16 protein-coding genes are annotated in these 18,969 nt (G+C 42.4%); 12 read left to right on the plus strand and 4 right to left on the minus strand.

Translation table 11 applies throughout. From position 1 onward, the window contains the following. Positions 1 to 2: 2 nt before the first annotated feature. The 8 genes from infB (at position 3) to F0249_RS03990 (ending at position 10,156) form a co-directional block, all read left to right on the plus strand. The gene (gene infB / locus F0249_RS03955) at positions 3 to 2,693 is read left to right on the plus strand and encodes a translation initiation factor IF-2 (protein ID WP_136995548.1); all 2,691 of its coding nucleotides are present in this window, start codon (positions 3 to 5) and stop codon (positions 2,691 to 2,693) included. Positions 2,694 to 2,793: 100 nt separating this feature from the next. Beyond that, the gene (gene rbfA, locus F0249_RS03960) at positions 2,794 to 3,225 is read left to right on the plus strand and encodes a 30S ribosome-binding factor RbfA (RefSeq protein WP_017054103.1); all 432 of its coding nucleotides are present in this window, start codon (positions 2,794 to 2,796) and stop codon (positions 3,223 to 3,225) included. Beyond that, positions 3,225 to 4,178 carry a tRNA pseudouridine(55) synthase TruB gene (truB, locus tag F0249_RS03965; RefSeq protein ID WP_171755940.1) on the plus strand — a complete coding sequence of 318 codons (954 nt, stop codon included), beginning with the start codon at positions 3,225 to 3,227 and terminating at the stop codon, positions 4,176 to 4,178. The genes rbfA and truB overlap by 1 nt, the downstream gene beginning before the upstream one ends. 230 nt (positions 4,179 to 4,408) lie before the next feature. Then, positions 4,409 to 4,678 (plus strand): 30S ribosomal protein S15, encoded by a 270-nt coding sequence (rpsO, locus tag F0249_RS03970; protein ID WP_017054101.1) that lies wholly within the window; start codon positions 4,409 to 4,411, stop codon positions 4,676 to 4,678. 320 nt (positions 4,679 to 4,998) lie between these two features. Further along, on the plus strand, positions 4,999 to 7,122 hold the full coding sequence (gene pnp, locus F0249_RS03975; protein WP_113799182.1) for a polyribonucleotide nucleotidyltransferase: 2,124 nt from the start codon (positions 4,999 to 5,001) through the stop codon (positions 7,120 to 7,122). A gap of 112 nt (positions 7,123 to 7,234) precedes the next feature. Further along, on the plus strand, positions 7,235 to 8,173 hold the full coding sequence (gene nlpI / locus F0249_RS03980) for a lipoprotein NlpI (RefSeq protein ID WP_171755941.1): 939 nt from the start codon (positions 7,235 to 7,237) through the stop codon (positions 8,171 to 8,173). Positions 8,174 to 8,277: 104 nt separating this feature from the next. Next, the gene (locus tag F0249_RS03985; protein ID WP_017054098.1) at positions 8,278 to 8,688 is read left to right on the plus strand and encodes a MarR family winged helix-turn-helix transcriptional regulator; all 411 of its coding nucleotides are present in this window, start codon (positions 8,278 to 8,280) and stop codon (positions 8,686 to 8,688) included. Between the two features lie 115 nt (positions 8,689 to 8,803). After that, positions 8,804 to 10,156, plus strand: a complete 1,353-nt coding sequence (locus tag F0249_RS03990) for an MATE family efflux transporter (protein ID WP_171755942.1) — start codon at positions 8,804 to 8,806, stop codon at positions 10,154 to 10,156. 72 nt (positions 10,157 to 10,228) lie between these two features. On the opposite strand, the gene F0249_RS03995 is transcribed toward F0249_RS03990, so the two are convergent. The 3 genes from F0249_RS03995 to F0249_RS04005 all read right to left on the minus strand — a co-directional run bounded on the left by F0249_RS03995 (position 10,229) and on the right by F0249_RS04005 (position 14,312). Then, entirely contained in the window at positions 10,229 to 11,110 is an 882-nt protein-coding gene (locus tag F0249_RS03995) for a U32 family peptidase (protein ID WP_029203528.1), read from the minus strand. A 22-nt stretch (positions 11,111 to 11,132) separates the two neighbouring features. Beyond that, positions 11,133 to 12,146 (minus strand): peptidase U32 family protein, encoded by a 1,014-nt coding sequence (locus tag F0249_RS04000; protein ID WP_113799176.1) that lies wholly within the window; start codon positions 12,144 to 12,146, stop codon positions 11,133 to 11,135. A 126-nt stretch (positions 12,147 to 12,272) separates the two neighbouring features. Next, positions 12,273 to 14,312: a bifunctional diguanylate cyclase/phosphodiesterase gene (locus F0249_RS04005; RefSeq protein ID WP_017054094.1), complete on the minus strand. Its 2,040-nt coding sequence runs from the start codon at positions 14,310 to 14,312 to the stop codon at positions 12,273 to 12,275. A gap of 192 nt (positions 14,313 to 14,504) precedes the next feature. Here F0249_RS04005 and F0249_RS04010 point away from each other — a divergent pair, with 192 nt between their 5' ends. The 4 genes from F0249_RS04010 (at position 14,505) to rimI (ending at position 16,619) form a co-directional block, all read left to right on the plus strand. After that, positions 14,505 to 15,032 carry an SCP2 domain-containing protein gene (locus F0249_RS04010; RefSeq protein WP_017054093.1) on the plus strand — a complete coding sequence of 176 codons (528 nt, stop codon included), beginning with the start codon at positions 14,505 to 14,507 and terminating at the stop codon, positions 15,030 to 15,032. After that, the gene (locus F0249_RS04015) at positions 15,016 to 15,519 is read left to right on the plus strand and encodes a GNAT family N-acetyltransferase (RefSeq protein WP_113799174.1); all 504 of its coding nucleotides are present in this window, start codon (positions 15,016 to 15,018) and stop codon (positions 15,517 to 15,519) included. The genes F0249_RS04010 and F0249_RS04015 overlap by 17 nt, the downstream gene beginning before the upstream one ends. A 235-nt stretch (positions 15,520 to 15,754) precedes the next feature. Further along, complete coding sequence (locus tag F0249_RS04020; RefSeq protein ID WP_136995595.1) at positions 15,755 to 16,174, plus strand: DNA polymerase III subunit psi; 420 nt, start codon at positions 15,755 to 15,757, stop codon at positions 16,172 to 16,174. After that, positions 16,167 to 16,619 (plus strand): ribosomal protein S18-alanine N-acetyltransferase, encoded by a 453-nt coding sequence (gene rimI / locus F0249_RS04025; RefSeq protein ID WP_017054090.1) that lies wholly within the window; start codon positions 16,167 to 16,169, stop codon positions 16,617 to 16,619. The genes F0249_RS04020 and rimI overlap by 8 nt, the downstream gene beginning before the upstream one ends. Before the next feature lie 126 nt (positions 16,620 to 16,745). Here the strand turns inward: rimI and F0249_RS04030 are convergent, their stop codons facing one another. Then, the gene (locus F0249_RS04030) at positions 16,746 to 18,800 is read right to left on the minus strand and encodes a bifunctional diguanylate cyclase/phosphodiesterase (protein ID WP_017054089.1); all 2,055 of its coding nucleotides are present in this window, start codon (positions 18,798 to 18,800) and stop codon (positions 16,746 to 16,748) included. Positions 18,801 to 18,969 lie beyond the last annotated feature (169 nt).

An 18,969-nucleotide genomic window follows, 5' to 3' on the forward strand; every position in this document is an offset into this window, starting at 1 on the left:
GTATGACAGATTTAACAGTTAAAGCACTGAGTGAAGAAATTGGTACTCCAGTTGACCGCTTATTAGAACAACTTGCTGATGCTGGAATGAAAAAAGCAGGTAATGACCAAGTTTCTGATACAGAGAAGCAACAACTTCTTATGCATCTTAAGAAAGAACATGGTGATACTTCTGGTGAAACAGAACCGACTCGCTTAACACTCCAGCGTAAAACTCGTAGTACACTAAGTGTTGCTGCTAGTGGCGGCAAGAGCAAGGATGTTCAAGTAGAAGTACGTAAGAAGCGTACTTACGTAAAACGCAGCGCTATCGAAGACGATGCAAAACGTGAAGCTGAGGATGCGGCTAATCGTGAAGCTGAAGAGCTAGCAAAACGCGAAGCTGAAGAGCTAGCACAACGTGAAGCTGCAAACAAAGCACAACGCGACGCTGAAAATAAAGCAAAACGTGAAGCGGAAGCAAAACGTGAAGCGGAAGAAAAAGCGAAACGCGTACAAGCTGAAAAGGCTAAAAAAGACATGAACGCAAAGAATTCTGATGTAAACACGCAAGCAAAAAAAGAAGCTGATGAACTAAAACGTCGTCAGGAAGAAGAAGCACAGCGTAAAGCTGAGCAAGAAGCAGCGAAGCTAGTTGAAGAAGCTCGCAAGCTTGCGGAAGAGAACCAAGAACGCTGGTCTGAAGAAGAGAAGAAGAAGAAAGAACTTGAGAAATCTGCGGATTATCATATTACGACTTCGACTTATGCTCGTGAAGCAGAAGATGCTGCCGACCAAAAAGAAGAAAAAGCACCTCGCCGTCGTAAGAAGAAAGCGCCAGCGGATGCGAACAAACGCGGTGGTCGTAATAACCAACGTGGCGGTCGTAACAACCGCAGAGATCAAATGGCTAAGCCTACATCAATGCAACATGGCTTTGATAAGAGCGCAGCTGTTGCTAAGCAAGATGTTGTTATTGGCGAAACTGTTGTTGTTTCTGAACTGGCAAACAAAATGTCAGTAAAAGCAACTGAAGTTATTAAGGTAATGATGAAGATGGGCGCTATGGCGACTATCAACCAAGTTATCGACCAAGAAACGGCTTCTCTTGTTGCCGAAGAAATGGGCCACAAAGTTATTCTTCGTAAAGAGAATGAACTAGAAGAAGCAGTACTGTCTGATCGTGATAACGATGCTGCTCTAGAAGGTCGTGCTCCTGTTGTTACTATCATGGGTCACGTTGACCACGGTAAAACATCTACACTGGATTACATCCGTCGTGCACACGTTGCTGACGCGGAAGCTGGCGGTATTACACAGCACATTGGTGCATACCACGTTGAAACTGACAACGGTATGATCACTTTCCTTGATACTCCTGGACACGCGGCGTTTACTGCTATGCGTGCTCGTGGTGCTCAAGCGACAGATATCGTAGTACTTGTAGTTGCTGCCGATGATGGTGTTATGCCACAAACAATCGAAGCTATCCAACACGCAAAAGCGGCTGGTGTACCTCTGATTGTTGCGGTAAACAAAATCGATAAAGAAGGCGCTAACCCTGATAACGTTAAAAATGAGCTTGCTCAATACGACGTTATTCCTGAGGAGTGGGGCGGCGAGAACATCTTTGTACATATCTCTGCTAAGCAAGGTACAAACATCGATGGTCTTCTAGAGTCTATTCTTCTTCAATCTGAAGTACTTGAATTAACTGCGGTTAAAGAAGGTATGGCATCAGGTGTTGTTGTTGAATCTCGTCTAGATAAAGGCCGTGGCCCAGTTGCTACTGTTCTTGTTCAATCAGGTACTCTAAACAAAGGCGATATCGTTCTTTGTGGTCAAGAGTACGGCCGTGTTCGTGCAATGCGCGATGAAAATGGTCAAGAGATCTCAGAAGCTGGTCCATCTATCCCAGTAGAAATTCTAGGTCTTTCTGGTGTTCCTGCATCTGGTGATGAAGCGACAGTTGTACGTGATGAGCGTAAAGCTCGTGAAGTTGCAAACTACCGTCAAGGTAAATTCCGTGATGTTAAACTTGCACGTCAACAGAAAGCGAAACTAGAAAACATGTTTGCGAACATGGAAGCTGGTGAAGTTGCTGAATGTAACGTTGTACTGAAAGCGGATGTTCAAGGTTCTGTTGAAGCAATTGCTGATTCACTACGTAAACTATCAACTGACGAAGTTAAAGTTAACATCGTAGGTTCTGGTGTTGGTGGTATTACTGAAACTGATGCAACGCTAGCAGCGGCTTCAAATGCAATCATCTTAGGCTTCAACGTACGTGCTGATGCAACGGCTCGTCGTACTGTTGAAAATGAAAACCTAGACTTGCGTTACTACTCAATCATTTACCAACTGATTGACGAAGTGAAACAAGCAATGGGCGGCATGCTTGCACCTGAGTTCAAACAAGAAATCATCGGTCTTGCACAAGTACGTGACGTATTTAAATCGCCTAAACTTGGTGCGATTGCTGGTTGTATGGTTACTGAAGGTACAATTAAGCGTAGCAACCCAATTCGTGTACTACGTGAAAACGTTGTTATCTACGAAGGTGAGCTAGAGTCACTACGTCGCTTTAAAGACGATGTTCAAGAAGTTAAGAATGGCTACGAATGTGGTATCGGCGTTAAGAACTACAATGATGTTCGCGTTGGTGACCAAATCGAAGTATTCGAAATCGTTGAAATTCAACGTACTCTCGACTAATTGACAAAGTTATTAACTTGCCAAAAAGGTAAGTGATACGGTTGTTGAATACACCATGGGGGGCTGATAGCCCCCCATTCTTTCTATAGTGAGAAAAGAAATGTCAAAAGAATTTAGCCGCACACAACGTGTGTCGCAACAACTACAAAAAGAGCTCGCTCTTATCCTTCAACGTGAAGTGCGTGATTCTCGCATTGGTATGGTTACCATTTCAGATGTTGAAGTATCACGTGATCTTGCTTACGCAAAAGTATTCGTTACTTTCTTATGTGTGGGTGAGCAAACACCAGAATCAAGCTTAGCAGCACTTAAAGAGCATGAAGTTCCTGTTCGAATGATGCTAGGTAAGCGTATTCGCCATCGTTTAACACCTGAAGTTCGCTTTACTTACGACAACACGCTTGTTGAAGGTATGCGTATGTCTAACTTAGTAAGCGAAGTTCTAAGTGAAGATAAGCGCAAGCAAGTTGAATCAGGTCGTGAAGACGAAGCTGAACAGAAAGATGAATCTGAGCAGAAAGGTGAAGAGTAATGGCTCGTCGTCGTAAAGGTCGTCCAATTAATGGTGTGATCCTTTTGGATAAACCAACTGGAATTTCATCTAATGATGCGCTGCAGAAAGTAAAGCGTATTTATTTTGCTGAGAAAGCGGGCCATACCGGCGCACTTGATCCTCTTGCGACGGGTATGTTGCCTATCTGTCTTGGTGAGGCGACGAAGTTTTCTCAGTTTCTTTTAGATTCTGATAAGCGCTACGTGGTGATTGCTAAGCTTGGTGAGCGTACCAATACCTCTGATTCTGATGGTGAAGTGGTAGAAACTCGTGATGTAAACGTGACTCAAGAGCAACTTGAGATCTGTATCGAAACCTTCAAAGGTGAAACCGATCAGATTCCATCAATGTTCTCTGCATTGAAATATCAAGGTAAGCCTTTATATGAATATGCGCGTGCAGGTATCGAGGTTCCGCGTGAATCTCGTAAGATCACTGTCTACTCCATTGAGTTGCTTCGTTTTGAAGGTGATGAAGTTGAGATGGAAGTGCATTGCTCGAAAGGGACATATATCCGTACGATTACGGATGACCTTGGGGAGATGCTAGGTTGTGGTGCCCACGTTAAGTATTTGCGTCGTACTGGTGTTGCAAAATATCCTTACGAGAAAATGGTGACTCTTGAGCAGTTAAATGAACTGTTAGAGCAAGCGAAAGAGCAAGACATCGCACCGAAAGAGCTACTTGATCCACTGCTAATGCCAATGGATACTGCGGTTGAAGACTTACCAGAAGTGAACATGAATGCAGAGCTGACAGATCTCGTTCAGCACGGTATGCAAGTTCAAGTTTCAGGCGCGCCTTCGGAAGGTGTTGTTCGAATGACGAGCGGTGAAGAGAAACTCTTTATTGGGGTTGCTGAAATTGATGATGATGGCCGTGTCGCACCTAAGCGCTTGGTTGTTTTCAGAGAAGAAGAGCCGCAAGCATAGACTGCGCTTAAATTGATATTTTAAAACCGAGGTCATTTGGCTTCGGTTTTTTTATATGCTGCTTTTGCTTAGATTGATTTGAGGGGGAAGAGAATCGTAAATTGCGCGTTATTTGCTTCCAAATATCTTGTGTTTAAACTTTAGCCCCCGTATAATCCGCCCCTCGCGTAGCAGCTGAATCAGAGATTGGCTGTTACAAATTATAAACTTACTCTTATCAGGAGAGAATTATGTCTCTGAATGCAGAAACTAAAGCAGCAATCGTTGCAGAATACGCACAATGTGAAAACGATACTGGTTCACCAGAAGTACAAGTAGCACTACTTACTGCTTCTATCAACCACCTTCAAGGTCACTTCAAAACGCACATCCACGACCACCACAGCCGTCGCGGTCTGCTACGTATGGTTTCTAGCCGTCGTAAACTTCTTGACTACTTGAAAGGCAAAAACCTTACTCGTTACCAAGATCTTATCAAGCGTCTAGGTCTACGTCGCTAATAGCGATGTCTACAAAGACAGTTTGAAGAAAGGGGAGCGTTTATCGCTCCTTTTTTTGTGCCTGAAACCCCAGTATTTTTTACCGCTTGAAATACCTCTCTAATTAAAAATAGTTTATACTATGCCTCGTTGAAATAACGTTATGTTGTTTCACATATTAATCTAACTCATCGCTTTACAGTCACCGAAGTCGACCAATTGGTCGCGACTATTACAAATTATCTTTTTCGAAGTCAATTTGTACTAGTCGCGATTAGTATTGCTTTGAGTATTCATTTAATCATTCTAAATCTCATATGAGTTTAGAGTAAGGAAATCAAATGTTCGCGAATCCAGTCGTAAAATCATTTCAGTACGGTAACCACACCGTAACTCTAGAAACAGGCGTAATGGCACGCCAAGCTACAGCTGCTGTAATGGCAACAATGGACGATACGTCAGTATTCGTTTCTGTAGTAGCAAAAAAAGAAGCGGTAGCAGGTCAAGATTTCTTCCCGCTAACAGTTAACTACCAAGAGCGTACTTACGCTGCTGGTAAAATTCCTGGTGGTTTCTTCAAGCGTGAAGGTCGTCCTTCTGAAGCTGAAACACTAACAGCTCGCCTTATTGACCGTCCAATTCGTCCACTTTTCCCAAGTGCGTTTAAAAACGAAGTTCAAGTTATCGCTACGGTTGTGTCTATCAACCCTGACGTAAACCCAGACATGATCACTATGATCGCAACGTCTGCTGCACTTTCTATCGCTGGTGTTCCATTCAATGGTCCTATCGGTGCTGCACGTGTTGGTCACATCGACGGTCAACTAGTACTTAACCCTTCAAACACAGAGCTTGAAAACTCTAAACTGGACCTAGTTGTGTCTGGTACTGAAGGCGCAGTTCTTATGGTTGAATCTGAAGCGGATAACCTATCTGAAGAAGAAATGCTTTCTGCTGTTGTTTACGGTCACGACCAACAACAAGTTGTTATTAAAGCAATCAACGAGTTCGCTGCTGAAGTTGCGACGCCATCTTGGGATTGGACTGCTCCAGAAGTAAACGCAGAGCTTAAAGCTAAAGTTGCTGAACTTGCAGAAACTCGTCTTTCTGAAGCGTACCAAATCACTGAAAAAATGGCACGTTACGAGCAAGTTGGCGCAATCAAAACTGAAGCAGTTGAAGCGCTTCTAGCTCAAGACGAAGAACTAAATGAACGTGAAATTCGCGGCATGCTTGGTTCTCTAGAGAAAAACGTAGTACGTAGCCGCATCATTGCTGGTAACCCACGTATTGATGGTCGTGAAAAAGACATGGTTCGTGCGTTAGACGTACGTACTGGTGTTCTTCCACGTACTCACGGTTCTTCTCTATTTACTCGTGGTGAAACTCAAGCACTTGTTACTGCAACGCTTGGTACACAACGTGATGCTCAAATCATCGATAGCCTAATGGGTGAGAAGAAAGATCACTTCCTTCTACACTACAACTTCCCTCCATACTGTGTAGGCGAAACTGGTTTTGTTGGTTCTCCTAAGCGTCGTGAAATTGGTCACGGTAAGCTAGCGAAACGTGGTATCCAAGCAGTTATGCCTTCAATTGAAGAATTCCCATACACAGTACGTGTTGTATCGGAAATCACTGAATCTAACGGTTCATCTTCAATGGCTTCTGTATGTGGTACTTCTCTAGCGCTTATGGATGCTGGTGTTCCAATCAAAGCATCTGTTGCTGGTATCGCGATGGGTCTTGTTAAAGAAGGCGATGATTTCGTTGTTCTTTCTGACATCCTTGGCGACGAAGATCACCTAGGTGACATGGACTTTAAAGTTGCGGGTACTAACGACGGTATTACTGCTCTTCAAATGGATATCAAAATTGAAGGTATCACTAAAGAGATCATGCAGATCGCTCTAAACCAAGCACAAGGTGCGCGTAAGCACATCCTTACTGTTATGGACGAAGCAATCTCTGGCGCTCGTGAAGATATCTCTGAGTTTGCTCCACGTATCCACACAATGAAAATCAACACTGATAAGATCCGTGATGTTATCGGTAAAGGCGGTGCGGTTATTCGCGCTCTTTGTGAAGAAACAGGCACAACTATCGAAATCGAAGATGACGGTACAGTTAAAATTGCTGCAACTTCTGGCGAACAAGCTGAAGACGCAATCAACCGTATCAAGTCACTAACTGCAGAAGTTGAAGTGGGTACTATCTACACGGGTAAAGTTGCTCGTCTAGCTGATTTCGGTGCATTCGTAACGATTCTTCCTGGTAAAGATGGTCTAGTACACATCTCTCAAATCGCTGACAAGCGTATCGAGAAAGTGTCTGACTACCTAACTGAAGGTCAAGAAGTTCAAGTTAAAGTTCTTGAAATCGACCGTCAAGGCCGTGTACGTCTAAGCATGAAAGAAGCAGTAGAACAGCCTGCAGCTGAAGAAAACGCTGCACCTGAAGCTTAATTGCTTAAGGTGATGAGCTTAGGGTTTATTAGCCTATAAGTCTCAAAGCATGTTATAAAGGGGAGCGATATCGCTCCCCTTTTTCATGCGGGTTTAACAGGAGTATCTATTTGTGAAATGGTTTCAAACCGCTAGTCTATGCATAATGCTGGTATTGACTGGATGTTCATCAACAACAAAGCAGTCAAGTCAGTGGATCTATCCACCGATGGCAGTGCCTCTTCAATCGACAATTAAGCAAGAAGTACAAATTGCTCGCTTGACTCAATTGTTGCAGCGTTCTGATCTTAAAGATGAAGTTCGCGCCAAGATGTTTTATGAACGGGGGAATTACTACGATAGCGTTGGGTTGCGAGATCTTGCTCGTTTAGACTTTAATCAATCTCTAGCATTAGAGCCTGCTCAGCCTGACATCTTCAACCTATTGGGAGTGTACTTTACTCAAGTTGGTGAGTTTGATGCCGCATATGAAGCTTTTGATTCAACGTTAGAGCTTGATCCCTCTAACTCTTATGCTGAAAGAAACCGAGCGATTGCACTCTATTATGGTGATCGTATTGATTTAGCATTTGAAGATATGACCAAGCATTATCAGGATGATCCCAGCGATCCATTTCGTGCCTTGTGGTTGTATATAATTCAATACGAACTTGACCCTATTGAAGCGCAACAAGCGCTATTAGCACGCTATGAATCGAAAGATGAAAGCTGGGGCTGGGTGTTAGTGGCATTGACTCTGGATAAAATTACGGAAGAGCAAGCATTCAAAGCCGTGCTAACAAGTAGCCGTGACAACACACTGCTGGCGCAACGACTCACCGAAGTCTATTTTTATTTGGGTAAGCGTTATCAGTTGGTCGGTGACTATGCTAATGCCGTCTCTCTCTATAAGTTAGCCCTGTCATTTAATGTGTTTGAGTATGTGGAACATCGTTACTCATTTTTAGAGCTTGGACGGATTTTTGAAGAGGTGAAAGCTCAGCGTTTAGCCGAAACCAACGCTAAAAAAATGAGTGAAAGTTCAGAGAAAAGCGAAGTAGTAACGCAATAGCCGCATAATAATTGAAAGAAAACCGTCCACGTGGCGGTTTTTTTTTGCTTTTAAAACACTCAAATAGTAAACTAGTTAGCCTTGCTAACTAAAATGAGCGATACATGAGTTTAAATCACCACCTAGAAGAGCTAGAGCGATTTTCAGCGAAAATTTGGAGAGTGCACAGTAAGGAAGATCCGATTGCTCAGCTCAGTTTCAATGAGTATGACTACCTCAAAGTCATTCAAGCTGCCCCTGAACTGATTCGCTTGACCGATTTAGCAGCCGAGATGCAAGTCACGAAACCATCGGCAACGAATATGGTGAAACGATTAGAGCGTAAAGGGCTAGTGGAGCGGAAACCATGCCCCGAAGATGCCCGCTCTAAACGGGTTGGCCTAACGCCTTTAGCTACTGACAACCTTTCGTTGGAAAGTAAAGTCTATGAATTAATGTCGGATCGTTTGATGAAGGGTCTGACGGAAATTGAAGCTCAGCAGTTAAATGAGCTTCTGAAAAAAGCGTTGAAATAAGATTGAATTTACCCATTTAGTTAGCCTTGATAACTAAATTTATGGATTAACTAAGTTTATAGATGACTAAGTTTATAGATAACTAAATGCACAAATAGCTAATGAAAAAGAGATTATGAAAAATTCTATTTATCGCCAGTTTTGGCGTTATACCATTCCTACCGTTGCCGCAATGCTCGTCAATGGGTTGTACCAAGTTGTTGATGGTATTTTTATTGGTCGCTACATGGGCGCTGAAGGGCTTGCTGGTATTAATGTCGCTTGGCCTGTTATTGGGTGCATTCTTGGTCTCGGAATGATGATTGGGGTCGGGACTGGTGCGTTATCATCGATCAAACAAGGTGAACAAGACAGCGAAAGCGCAAAGCAAGTACTGGCGACTGGCTTGATTTTATTGGCAGGTTTAGCACCAGTGGTATCCATCTTATTGTGGTACTTTTCAGATGCTTTCCTATTAGTGCAAGGAGCGGAAGGGCGCGTATTAGAGCTTGGTTTGCAGTATTTGCATGTTTTGATTTTTGCGAGTGTCTTCTCGCTAGGTTCTATTGCACTGCCATTTTTATTGCGTAATGACGATAGCCCTAACCTTGCTACGGTATTGATGATCATTGGTGCTGTCATCAATATCGCTCTTGATTACGTTTTTATTGTGTGGCTCAAATGGGAGTTAACTGGAGCGGCGTTGGCGACAGGCATTGCTCAAATGATCGTAACAGTATTAGGAGTAGGATACTTTTTCTCTTCTCGAGCAAAACTGCGGCTCACTAGGCGCTGTTTAGTATTACGTTTGAACTATGTACCTCAACTGTTTGCTATCGGTGTTTCAAGCTTTTTTATGTACGCATACGGGTCTATGATGGTGGCGTTACATAATGCACTATTTACTCAGTACGGTAATACGTTGATCATTGGATCATATGCGATTTTGGGATATATCGTAACGGTTTACTACTTAACAGTAGAGGGGATTGCTAATGGGATGCAACCGCTGGTTAGCTATAATCACGGTGCTAAAAATAACCATAATATTAAGCAGTTACTTAACGTTGCGATGATAACGTCTATTGTGGGCGGAGTGCTGTTTATTATTCTATTAAATATCTTCCCTTATGAAGCGATATCGGTTTTTAACTCACAAGATTCGGAGTTGATTGACAATGCCGTTCTTGGGATCCGTTTACATTTATTCGCTCTATTCTTAGATGGTTTTCTTGTGGTTGCAGGTGCTTATTACCAAGCGATAAACCGTGGGGGGAAAGCAATGTTTGTGACTGTAGGTAACATGCTAATTCAACTGCCATTTTTGTATTTATTGCCAAAAATGATTGGACTGACGGGGGTGTGGATTGCTTACCCTCTATCCAATATAGCATTGAGTATTGTGGTTATTATCATGATGGTTAAAGATATTAAAAGGCTATCTAGTCAACAAGATATAGAGCCCAACCATCAAGTACTGACGAATTGATGCAATAATGTATGCGGCTGGTTGATTGCTGGATATAAAAAGAGCGACATTCTAGTCGCTCTTTTTATCGTTTTAGTCTATCTGTTTGACTTCTAAACCCGCAAGTTGATGCCAGTAACCATTACACTGATGGCTCTGAATTATCTTGGGTTGCGTACCAGATTCATTCGCTCTGAAGCGATCGACTTCTGAGAACGTATCAAGACCGAGAGGGCTCAGGCGAACCACATCGACTAGCCCTTGCATACTAGGTAAATCATTAATCAAGTTATAACAGTAACCAGATTGAGTTTGAATGCCATTCAAGTTAAATACTGACTGCCCCTCTTGGCTATCAACTTGAAGCCCCGTCGGATATTTTATGCAGCATGTCTCGCAATCATCTTTGGCTTTGTTCTCGGCTCTAGCGGTAAAGCAGCGAGCAGAATAAGCCAGAGGTAGATAGCCATGGCTAAAGACTTCGACTTCAAACTTATTACGAATATTCAAAGACTCACACTGAGTCATTACATTGCTTAACCATTCACGAGATAGTTCAACAGGCATGCACCAACGAGTCATCCCCTGTTTAAGAAAAAGGTTCAGTGTTTGAGCATTGTAAGCATTAACCGCAGGGCCAACAACGAAAGGCACTTTGTGTTCGTAAGCCAGTTGAATGGCTGAAACATCATTGGCTTCAATTGCAAAGTCACCATTATCGATGTATTTCTTTAAAATGCTGACTTCGCTCGGCGCTTCAAGAAGTGCCATGGTAGAGAGCACAACTTGCTTGCCAGATGCCGACAGTTCTTTTGCAATCTCAAACCAGTTTTTTAGCTTCATTTCACGGCGTTTTGAGCACACCGATTCCCCTAAATAGATGATATCGGCTGAGCTGGATTGTGCCTGCGCGTAAAAATCTTCTACATTCTGTTTTGGCCAAAAATAAAGTAATGGACCAAGGGCGTATTTCATCGTGTTATCCATTGTTTATTCTCTACTGCCATTTACGGTGGTAAGCACCAAGTGTGGTCTGGGTGCCTTCAGAAACGTTCGCTAATGTCGCATTCCACGCTTGCTCAACTTGGTAACCTTCTGGGTCTGCAAGGTAGCGATCAATGGCAGCGCGCCAAGTTCGTGTGACTTGTTCAACATAAGCGGGGCTACGTTGGCGTCCTTCAATTTTCACTGAAGCCACATTTGCGGCAAATAGCTCTGGAAGCATTGAGAGGGTATTCAAACTGGTTGGTTCTTCAAGAGCGTGATAACGTTTTCTTTCACCGTCAATATCCGCTTCAAAACGGCCTTTGCATAATGTTGGGTAACCTGCGTTTTCACCGGCTGAATATTTGTCTATTAAGATCTCATTAAGGCGAGACTCAAGACCGCCATCGGTTTCTTGCCAGCGAACATATTTAGCGGGAGAACAGGCTCCAACGGTGTTTGGAGATTCGCCTGTCATGTATGAAGAGAGGTAACAACGGCCTTCAGACATAATGCACAAACTACCGAATGCAAATACTTCTAACTCGACATCACTGGTGATATTTCGAGATAACTGTTTGACTTGATGAATCGATAGCACGCGAGGTAATACAACGCGCTTTACATTGAAATTTTGATGGTAAAAATCGACAGCAGCAACGTTGGTGGCTGATGCTTGTACGGATAGATGCAGTTCTAAATCAGGGTATTTATTTGCTGCATAATCGAGTACGGCTATATCAGCAACGATCAGTGCATCGACACCTAAGTCTGCGGCGTTATCGACGGCGTTGGTCCAACGTTCAAAACCATTTGGATGGGCAAACGTATTAAGCGCCACATGGATTTTTTTATTGTGATCGTGAACATATTGCACGGCGCGATCGAGCTTCTTGCCCGTAAAATTTAAACCAGCAAAATGACGAGCATTGGTGTCATCTTTAAAACCAATGTATACGGCATCAGCACCGCAATCGATGGCTGTTTTTAAAGCAGGAAGGTTACCTGCCGGACATAGGAGTTCCATTTGCTCACTACCAGATATCTAAATAAGAGTACCCGCATTTTATGAAGAAATATGAATGGCAAATTTGATGTGAGGCAGGTTTACGTGAATAAAGTCGTATTTACCCCATAAGGATTACTTACAGGGTTAATTTTTGTGTCGGCGATTTTGGGCAAACAGCTCTTCGACTTCTTGTTTCGGTTGAGGTCGATGAAAGTGGAAGCCTTGAATTGAGTTGCAATTAAGATTTGAGAGTAGCGTTGCTTGCTGATGAGTTTCAACACCTTCTGCTACCACGGTTAAATTGAGTGACTTACCCAAATTAATGATATTTTCAATTACCGTGATCTGCTTGGGTAGCGTATCAATATCAGTGATGAAAGCACGATCAATTTTGAGCTCATCAAGAGGGAATCTAGCCAAATAGGAGAGTGATGAGTAGCCAGTACCAAAGTCATCAATTGATAAGGCGAAGCCCAGTTTTTTGATCGCATTTAGCATTTGAAGAGTGTGGTCGCTATCACTCATTACGGCGCTTTCTGTTAGCTCAAATGTAATGCAACTTGGATCTAACTCTGTGGTTCTGAGTAACTTCTCCATGTAATCGATCAATTTCGGATTACCAAATTGCTCTGGAGATAGGTTAATCGCCACTCTGCCAGGTAGAATACCTTGAAGCTTCCAGCGTTTTACTGTGGTAAATACATCGCGCATCACAACTCGGCCAAGGTGCTCAATTAAACCTGCTCGTTCTGCTACAGGGATAAAGGCGGCCGGGCTGATGTAGCCTTCAACAGGGTGTTTCCAGCGAACTAGAGCTTCAGCGCCATTGATGCTGAAATCGCGTGCATTCACTTTAGGTTGGTACCAAACTTCTAATCCGTTTTGTTGCAGTGCTTTTTGCAGTTCAATCTCTAGCCAAAGCCTCATTCGAGCTTCTTTGTTCATCTGGTCATTAAACTTAATGAGTCGATTACGGCCGCGATCTTTTGCCTCATACATTGCTGTATCGGCATTTTGCAATAAGATCCGAGCATCGTTGCCATCTTGTGGAGAGGCAACGCTGCCAATAGAACAGGCTAAACGCTTGCTGAAGTGGTGCAGATCGAAGGGCTGATTAATAATGGATATAATGCGTTCAGAAAGTGATTCAGCCATACGATTATTTTCAGGTTCAGGCAGAATAATCCCAAACTCATCACCACCTAAATGCCCCAGAACCGCTTGTTTAGGCAGTAATCGTTTTAACCTTGAAGAGACCTCTTTGATGACTTTATCACCAATGTGGTGACCTAGAGAGTCATTGATGTTTTTAAAGTTATCAATATCAAGATACAGCATCACAAGTGGTGTTTTGGTGTGGATGAACTGCTCTAAACGCTTGGTAAAGCCAAAACGGTTATAAAGATTGGTCAGTGAATCGATATGAGCATCTTCATTGACGGTGCTAGACAGTGGTTTTGGTGCGTCTTCGGCATCTTGAATTAATACGATTTGTGAAGCGCTACCTAAAATGAGAGTCGAGTCTGCATTGAGTTGGAGTTTTCTCTCAAACCCGCAACGAGATCCTGTTAAGCAGACAAACGGTTTCTCTGAAAGCAGTGAGCCTAATTTCGTATTAAAGACGGTTTTTGTATTAACATCGATAAATAGGCGCCCGAGCTCTTCACCTAATAACTCGTTCGCTGAATTGAAACCGAGCAATCGTGCTGCGGCTGGGTTCGCGGACAAAATGCAGTCATCTTCAACTAACAAAAGCCCATCGGGGAGTAGCTGAGTTAACTTAGAAAATTTATTTTCGGACTCTTCGAGGGAGCGAATGAGGATCTGTTTTTCAGACGTATCAGTAGCATGAAAGATTACATGGTCGATTTTCTTGTCATTATGAACGGGAGACAATGAAAAATGCAGACTGGTCTCTAAATCCGTCTCATTGAGAGTAATTTCGGCTTCAATGACTTCTCCAGCAAATGCTCTTTCATAGTAAGGCTGTAAGTGCTGGTAAAACTGCTCTCCGAGGATCTGTGAATCACTCATACCAACCAGTTCGGTTTGGCTAAGTCCTGAAATATCGCAATAGCGATCATTGACCATGCAGTAGTTGTGCTGATCATCCAATATGGCAAAAAAGAACGGACTGTTTGACGTTAGTTTTGCGAACCAATGTTGTAACTGCTGGGATGACATCAATTTACTACCGATTCTCCACTGGGCTTATTTTTTACACAATGAGTGAAATATTCGTAATACACTAACTATAACTGTGATTCTATCGATGTGAAACATGTCAACGCGATGTTTCTTGACTCATAACAGGAATCCATTCAATCTCATCCATTATGATGAGATATTCTTCTTACAAAGTAACGGATAAATAGCGTGATTAACAAGATTCGCACCCAACTAGTTCAAAACGCAGCATCAATTTTGCGATCTCCAGTCCACTTATTGCCTCAAACTGTACAAAAAAAAGCCTTGCTAGAAGGGTTGAAAACGGTTTTTCACGAAGCGCTTGAAGACGGTGATTTTGAGTTCCTTGAAGATAAATGGTTAAAAGTATCAATTAAGGATATGAACCTTAGTTGGCATATCAGTTACCAAGATGAAAAACTTGTAGTATCAGAGACTTCAGAGCAAGAAGATGTCAGTTTTAGTGGCAACTTGAATGATCTTATTCTAATTGTAGGACGAAAAGAGGATCCCGATACGCTCTTTTTCCAACGTCGATTAAGCATTGAAGGGGATACAGAATTAGGCCTAGAAGTTAAGAATTTAATGGATAGCGTGGATCTGGAGTTGTTACCTAAACCGCTGCAATTATTTGTAAATCAATTAGCTGATTTTGTGCATAAGGGCGTACAATCACCGTCTACACAAAATGAGGTTATAAATGCTTATTCGAACTGAAGCTCCAGCAGATATATTAACGATTGATCGTTTAGTTAAATCTGCATTTGAGACTGAAGCTGAAGCCAACTTGGTGATGAAGCTTCGTGAAAATAGCCGTTTGACGTTATCTTTAGTGGCGTGTTCTGATGATGGAGAGATTATCGGCCATGTCATGTTCAGCCCGGTTCAGGTTGATGGTGAAGATCACAACTGGCAAGGGCTTGCTCCTTTGTGTGTTAAAAGTGAATATCAAAATCAAGGAATTGCTACCTCTTTGATTAAGGAAGCATTTGTATCTCTAGTTGATTTTGGTTATCCAGGATGCGTTGTTTTGGGAGACCCAGCTTTTTATCAAAAGTTTGGTTTTAAAAATGCCGATATATTCAACTTTAACTGCATTTGGGATGTGCCTGAGGGCGCATTTCAGGCCATTGAACTCGTGGATGGTTGTTTTCAAAATCATTCAGGTTTAATTGAATATAGCCCTGAATTTTCTGAGTTGTAGGGCTCAACGCAGTCGTTCAGTTAGATTAAGAAACAAAGGAGCGATATCGTTCCTTTGTTTTTTATGCCATCAGCGTTATGCTTGTTGAGAACGCCTTATCCTGATTATCATGTTGTGCTTATTATAAGTACTTAACGCCTCTGAATTGATAGATATTTTTAGCCATGGGCCTAATTAAATCGCTATGTCTCAACTGATTACGCAATCCCAATTATTTATGCAATCACAGCAACTCATGCAATCCCAACAACAAAGCCAATTTCGACAAGCTTGCTACTTACAAGAAATGGGCATCAGCCAGTGGGTTTTGGCTGACCCTAAAATGTTTGAAGGCTATCAGCCTGTAGATTTAGAACTTCCTGACTCATGCAAGTTATTACTTATCTCACCGATGCCACCAAGTGGAGAGATCGTTACGATGTTTGAGCGCGTTTTAAAAAGTATTCATTTACGGCTTGATCAGGCGTTGTTCATTCAACCGTCACAACTCTCTCAACTAGGTGAAAATCAACTTGAATGGGTATGGTTTGCTGGCTGCGAGACTTCTGACGGAGTTCAGGTTAAAAAAGTACTTAACTCACCTTTGTTATCTGAAATAGACGGCAATGTTCAACACCGACGAGATTTATGGCAGCAGATCTGTTCTTATGACTAATCAATTAATCAAACTTCGACCTGAACATCTCAATGATGTTTGGAATATCGAACAAAGTGCACATTCTCACCCTTGGGCGCAATCTAATATTAATGATCTCGACAGCCGAGGTGGAAATCATCATGGTTTGTGGGTGAATGAAGAGTTGGTGGGGTACTTTTACTCGCAAAATATTGTGGGTGAAGTGACATTACTGAATATCGCGATAGCACCTGATAAGCAGGGTAAAGGTTACGGGCGTATCTTGATGGAGGCATTCATTAAGGCGTGCGAAGAATCTAACGCTGAAAGCATCTGGCTTGAAGTTCGAGAAAGTAACCTCAAAGCGTTTCAGTTATACGAGTCGCTCGGTTTTAATGAGGTCGATAGGCGCTATAACTACTACCCAAGCGCTAATGGAAAAGAAGACGCGATTATCATGAGTTATTTATTCTTCTCTTTTTAGCGAGCTCTAGGCTCTTCATTGAGAAAACCGCTAATACTAAACATCGTCTTAGTTCGACGATAACTTCATTTAATGGGCTTACTGCTTATTATGTCGAGTAATAAGCAGCAAGTCTTCAAGATATCGTTAACTTGTTTTAACTAAAGCGGCTTGGTTAACCACGGTTTCAATATTATAAGGGCTGTTTTTTAGCTTGATGGCGATCTCTTTTGCTGGCAGTGGTTTATCAAATAAGTAACCTTGGAACTGTGTACAGCCCAGATCTTTAAGCGAATTGAGCTCAAGGACTTCTTCAACACCTTCAGCAATGACTTCTAGATTCAACCGTCTTGCGGTCATAATGATGGTATCAACAAGGGCTTGATCGCTTTCATCTAAATGCAGTTGAGTCACAAAAGAACGGTCTATTTTTAAAACATCGACCGCTAAATGTTTAAGATAGCGCAATGAAGAGTAACCCGTCCCAAAGTCATCTATCGATATTTGTATATCTCGCTCTTTCAGTTCTGCCATTTTCTTGATGGCACCTTCAATGTTCTCTAGCAGCAAACTCTCTGTTATCTCTAATTCGATATGTTGACCACTAATCCCTGCTTGCGCTAGAGCATCGAAGATATGATCGACAAATGATTCTTGTGAGAATTGGAGCGGACTGATGTTGATGGCTAGGCGCTTAAATGTTGGAGGAAGAACCCCTTCTTTTTTCCATGCGGCATATTGGTAACAAGCCTGCTCAATGATCCAGTCGCCAATTTGTAAAATTTGCCCTGTCTCTTCGGCAATCGGCATGAATATCCCGGGAGGGAGTACCCCTTTTTCTGGGTGATTCCAACGAATGAGTGCTTCTACGCCAATGATCTGCTGATGTTGATTGACTTGCGGTTGGTAGTAAAGCTCCAGTTGATGCTTGTTTAGCGCCTCATGTAGCCCTTTCTCAATCTCCAAAAAGGATTCTACCTGCGCCTGCATCTCTGGCTCATAGAACATGTAATTGTTTCTACCCGCGACTTTCGCTCGGTATAGCGCAGTGTCGGCTTGCCTTAACACATCAATACTGGTGCTATCGACGGAAGGGAAAACCGATATTCCGATACTCACGGTACAATAGAGTTGATGATCGTCGATTGAGTACGGGTTGGAGATCAGAGAAAGTAACTGTTTGGCGACATTGGTTGCTTCTTTTGAAGTGAGGTCAGGGACTAAGATGGCAAATTCATCACCACCAATTCTCGCCGCAACGTAGCCGGGCTTTAGCCAAGCATCAATACGAAGTGCAATGGCTTTGATTAAATGATCCCCAATCGTATGACCTAATGAGTCATTGATGGTTTTGAAGCGGTCTAAATCAAGATAAAACAGTACGCCGCTGGTACGCGTTTTTGCGGAATCGGTAATGGTTGAGCTTAGAGTTTGAAGTAACAAGCTACGATTCGCTAATCCTGTTAATGAATCATAGTATGCGAGTTGATTGAGCTTGCCTTCTGCTTTTTCTCTGTCTTGCCATAAATCATGGAATGACGTCGCGAGGCGGCTCAGCTCATCATTTCTGTCTTTTGTTGGCAGCGGTTGAGCCTTGTTTTTATCCTGCAGAGATTGAACCCATTCAATGAGAGTTACGATAGGTTTCGACAATTTATAGTAGAAAAAAATCAGTAGGATAATGGTTAGAAGCACGTTTCGGATTAAATCGAAAAGTAAGATTCGTGAGGATTTTGCGATGAAGTCTTGTGCGATGCTCGTGCCATTAATTGAGAAACTAAGTGAGCCGACGATAACCTCAGAGTTTGGCTGATGTAATGCCGTTATGTAATGGGTTGAGGTCGGGGTTAAATAATCAGACAAGAGTTCCGAAAGGCTACCCTGGCTGACGACTTGTTTATCTTTGATTGTGAGAATATCGCCAAAATCGTCAATAATTTTTACATTAAAAATGGCAGGATCCATCATAAGGCTGGATGCCACTTGTTCAGCTAAGAGATGATTTAAGTGGTAGGCGGCTTGGCTCGCGTTAGAGTAGTTCTGGAGCAATTTGAATTGGTAGTGCTCTTCGATGCGTTGTTGCTCTTGGTGCAAATCGACTAAAATGTAATAGAAACTAAAAAACAGCCCCAAAACGACTGAGACTAAAAAGACGGTTTTTGCTTGTTTAAATGCCAGAGAATGTACTTTTTTTGCTTTCAAGGTATACCCAACTCAATCTCATCACTTATTAAGTTATAGCTCAATTTCATCTATATTTTTATAGGTTATTTGTTTTCTTGAAGATTTTGTTATCTAGGGCATGATACCACGTGGTTTACCGCTTTTTATTGTGAATGCAGACAAATTTGCCCCGAACGCAAATATAGGG

Source organism: Vibrio sp. 03-59-1 (assembly GCF_013114135.1).
Lineage (GTDB): Bacteria > Pseudomonadota > Gammaproteobacteria > Enterobacterales > Vibrionaceae > Vibrio > Vibrio cortegadensis.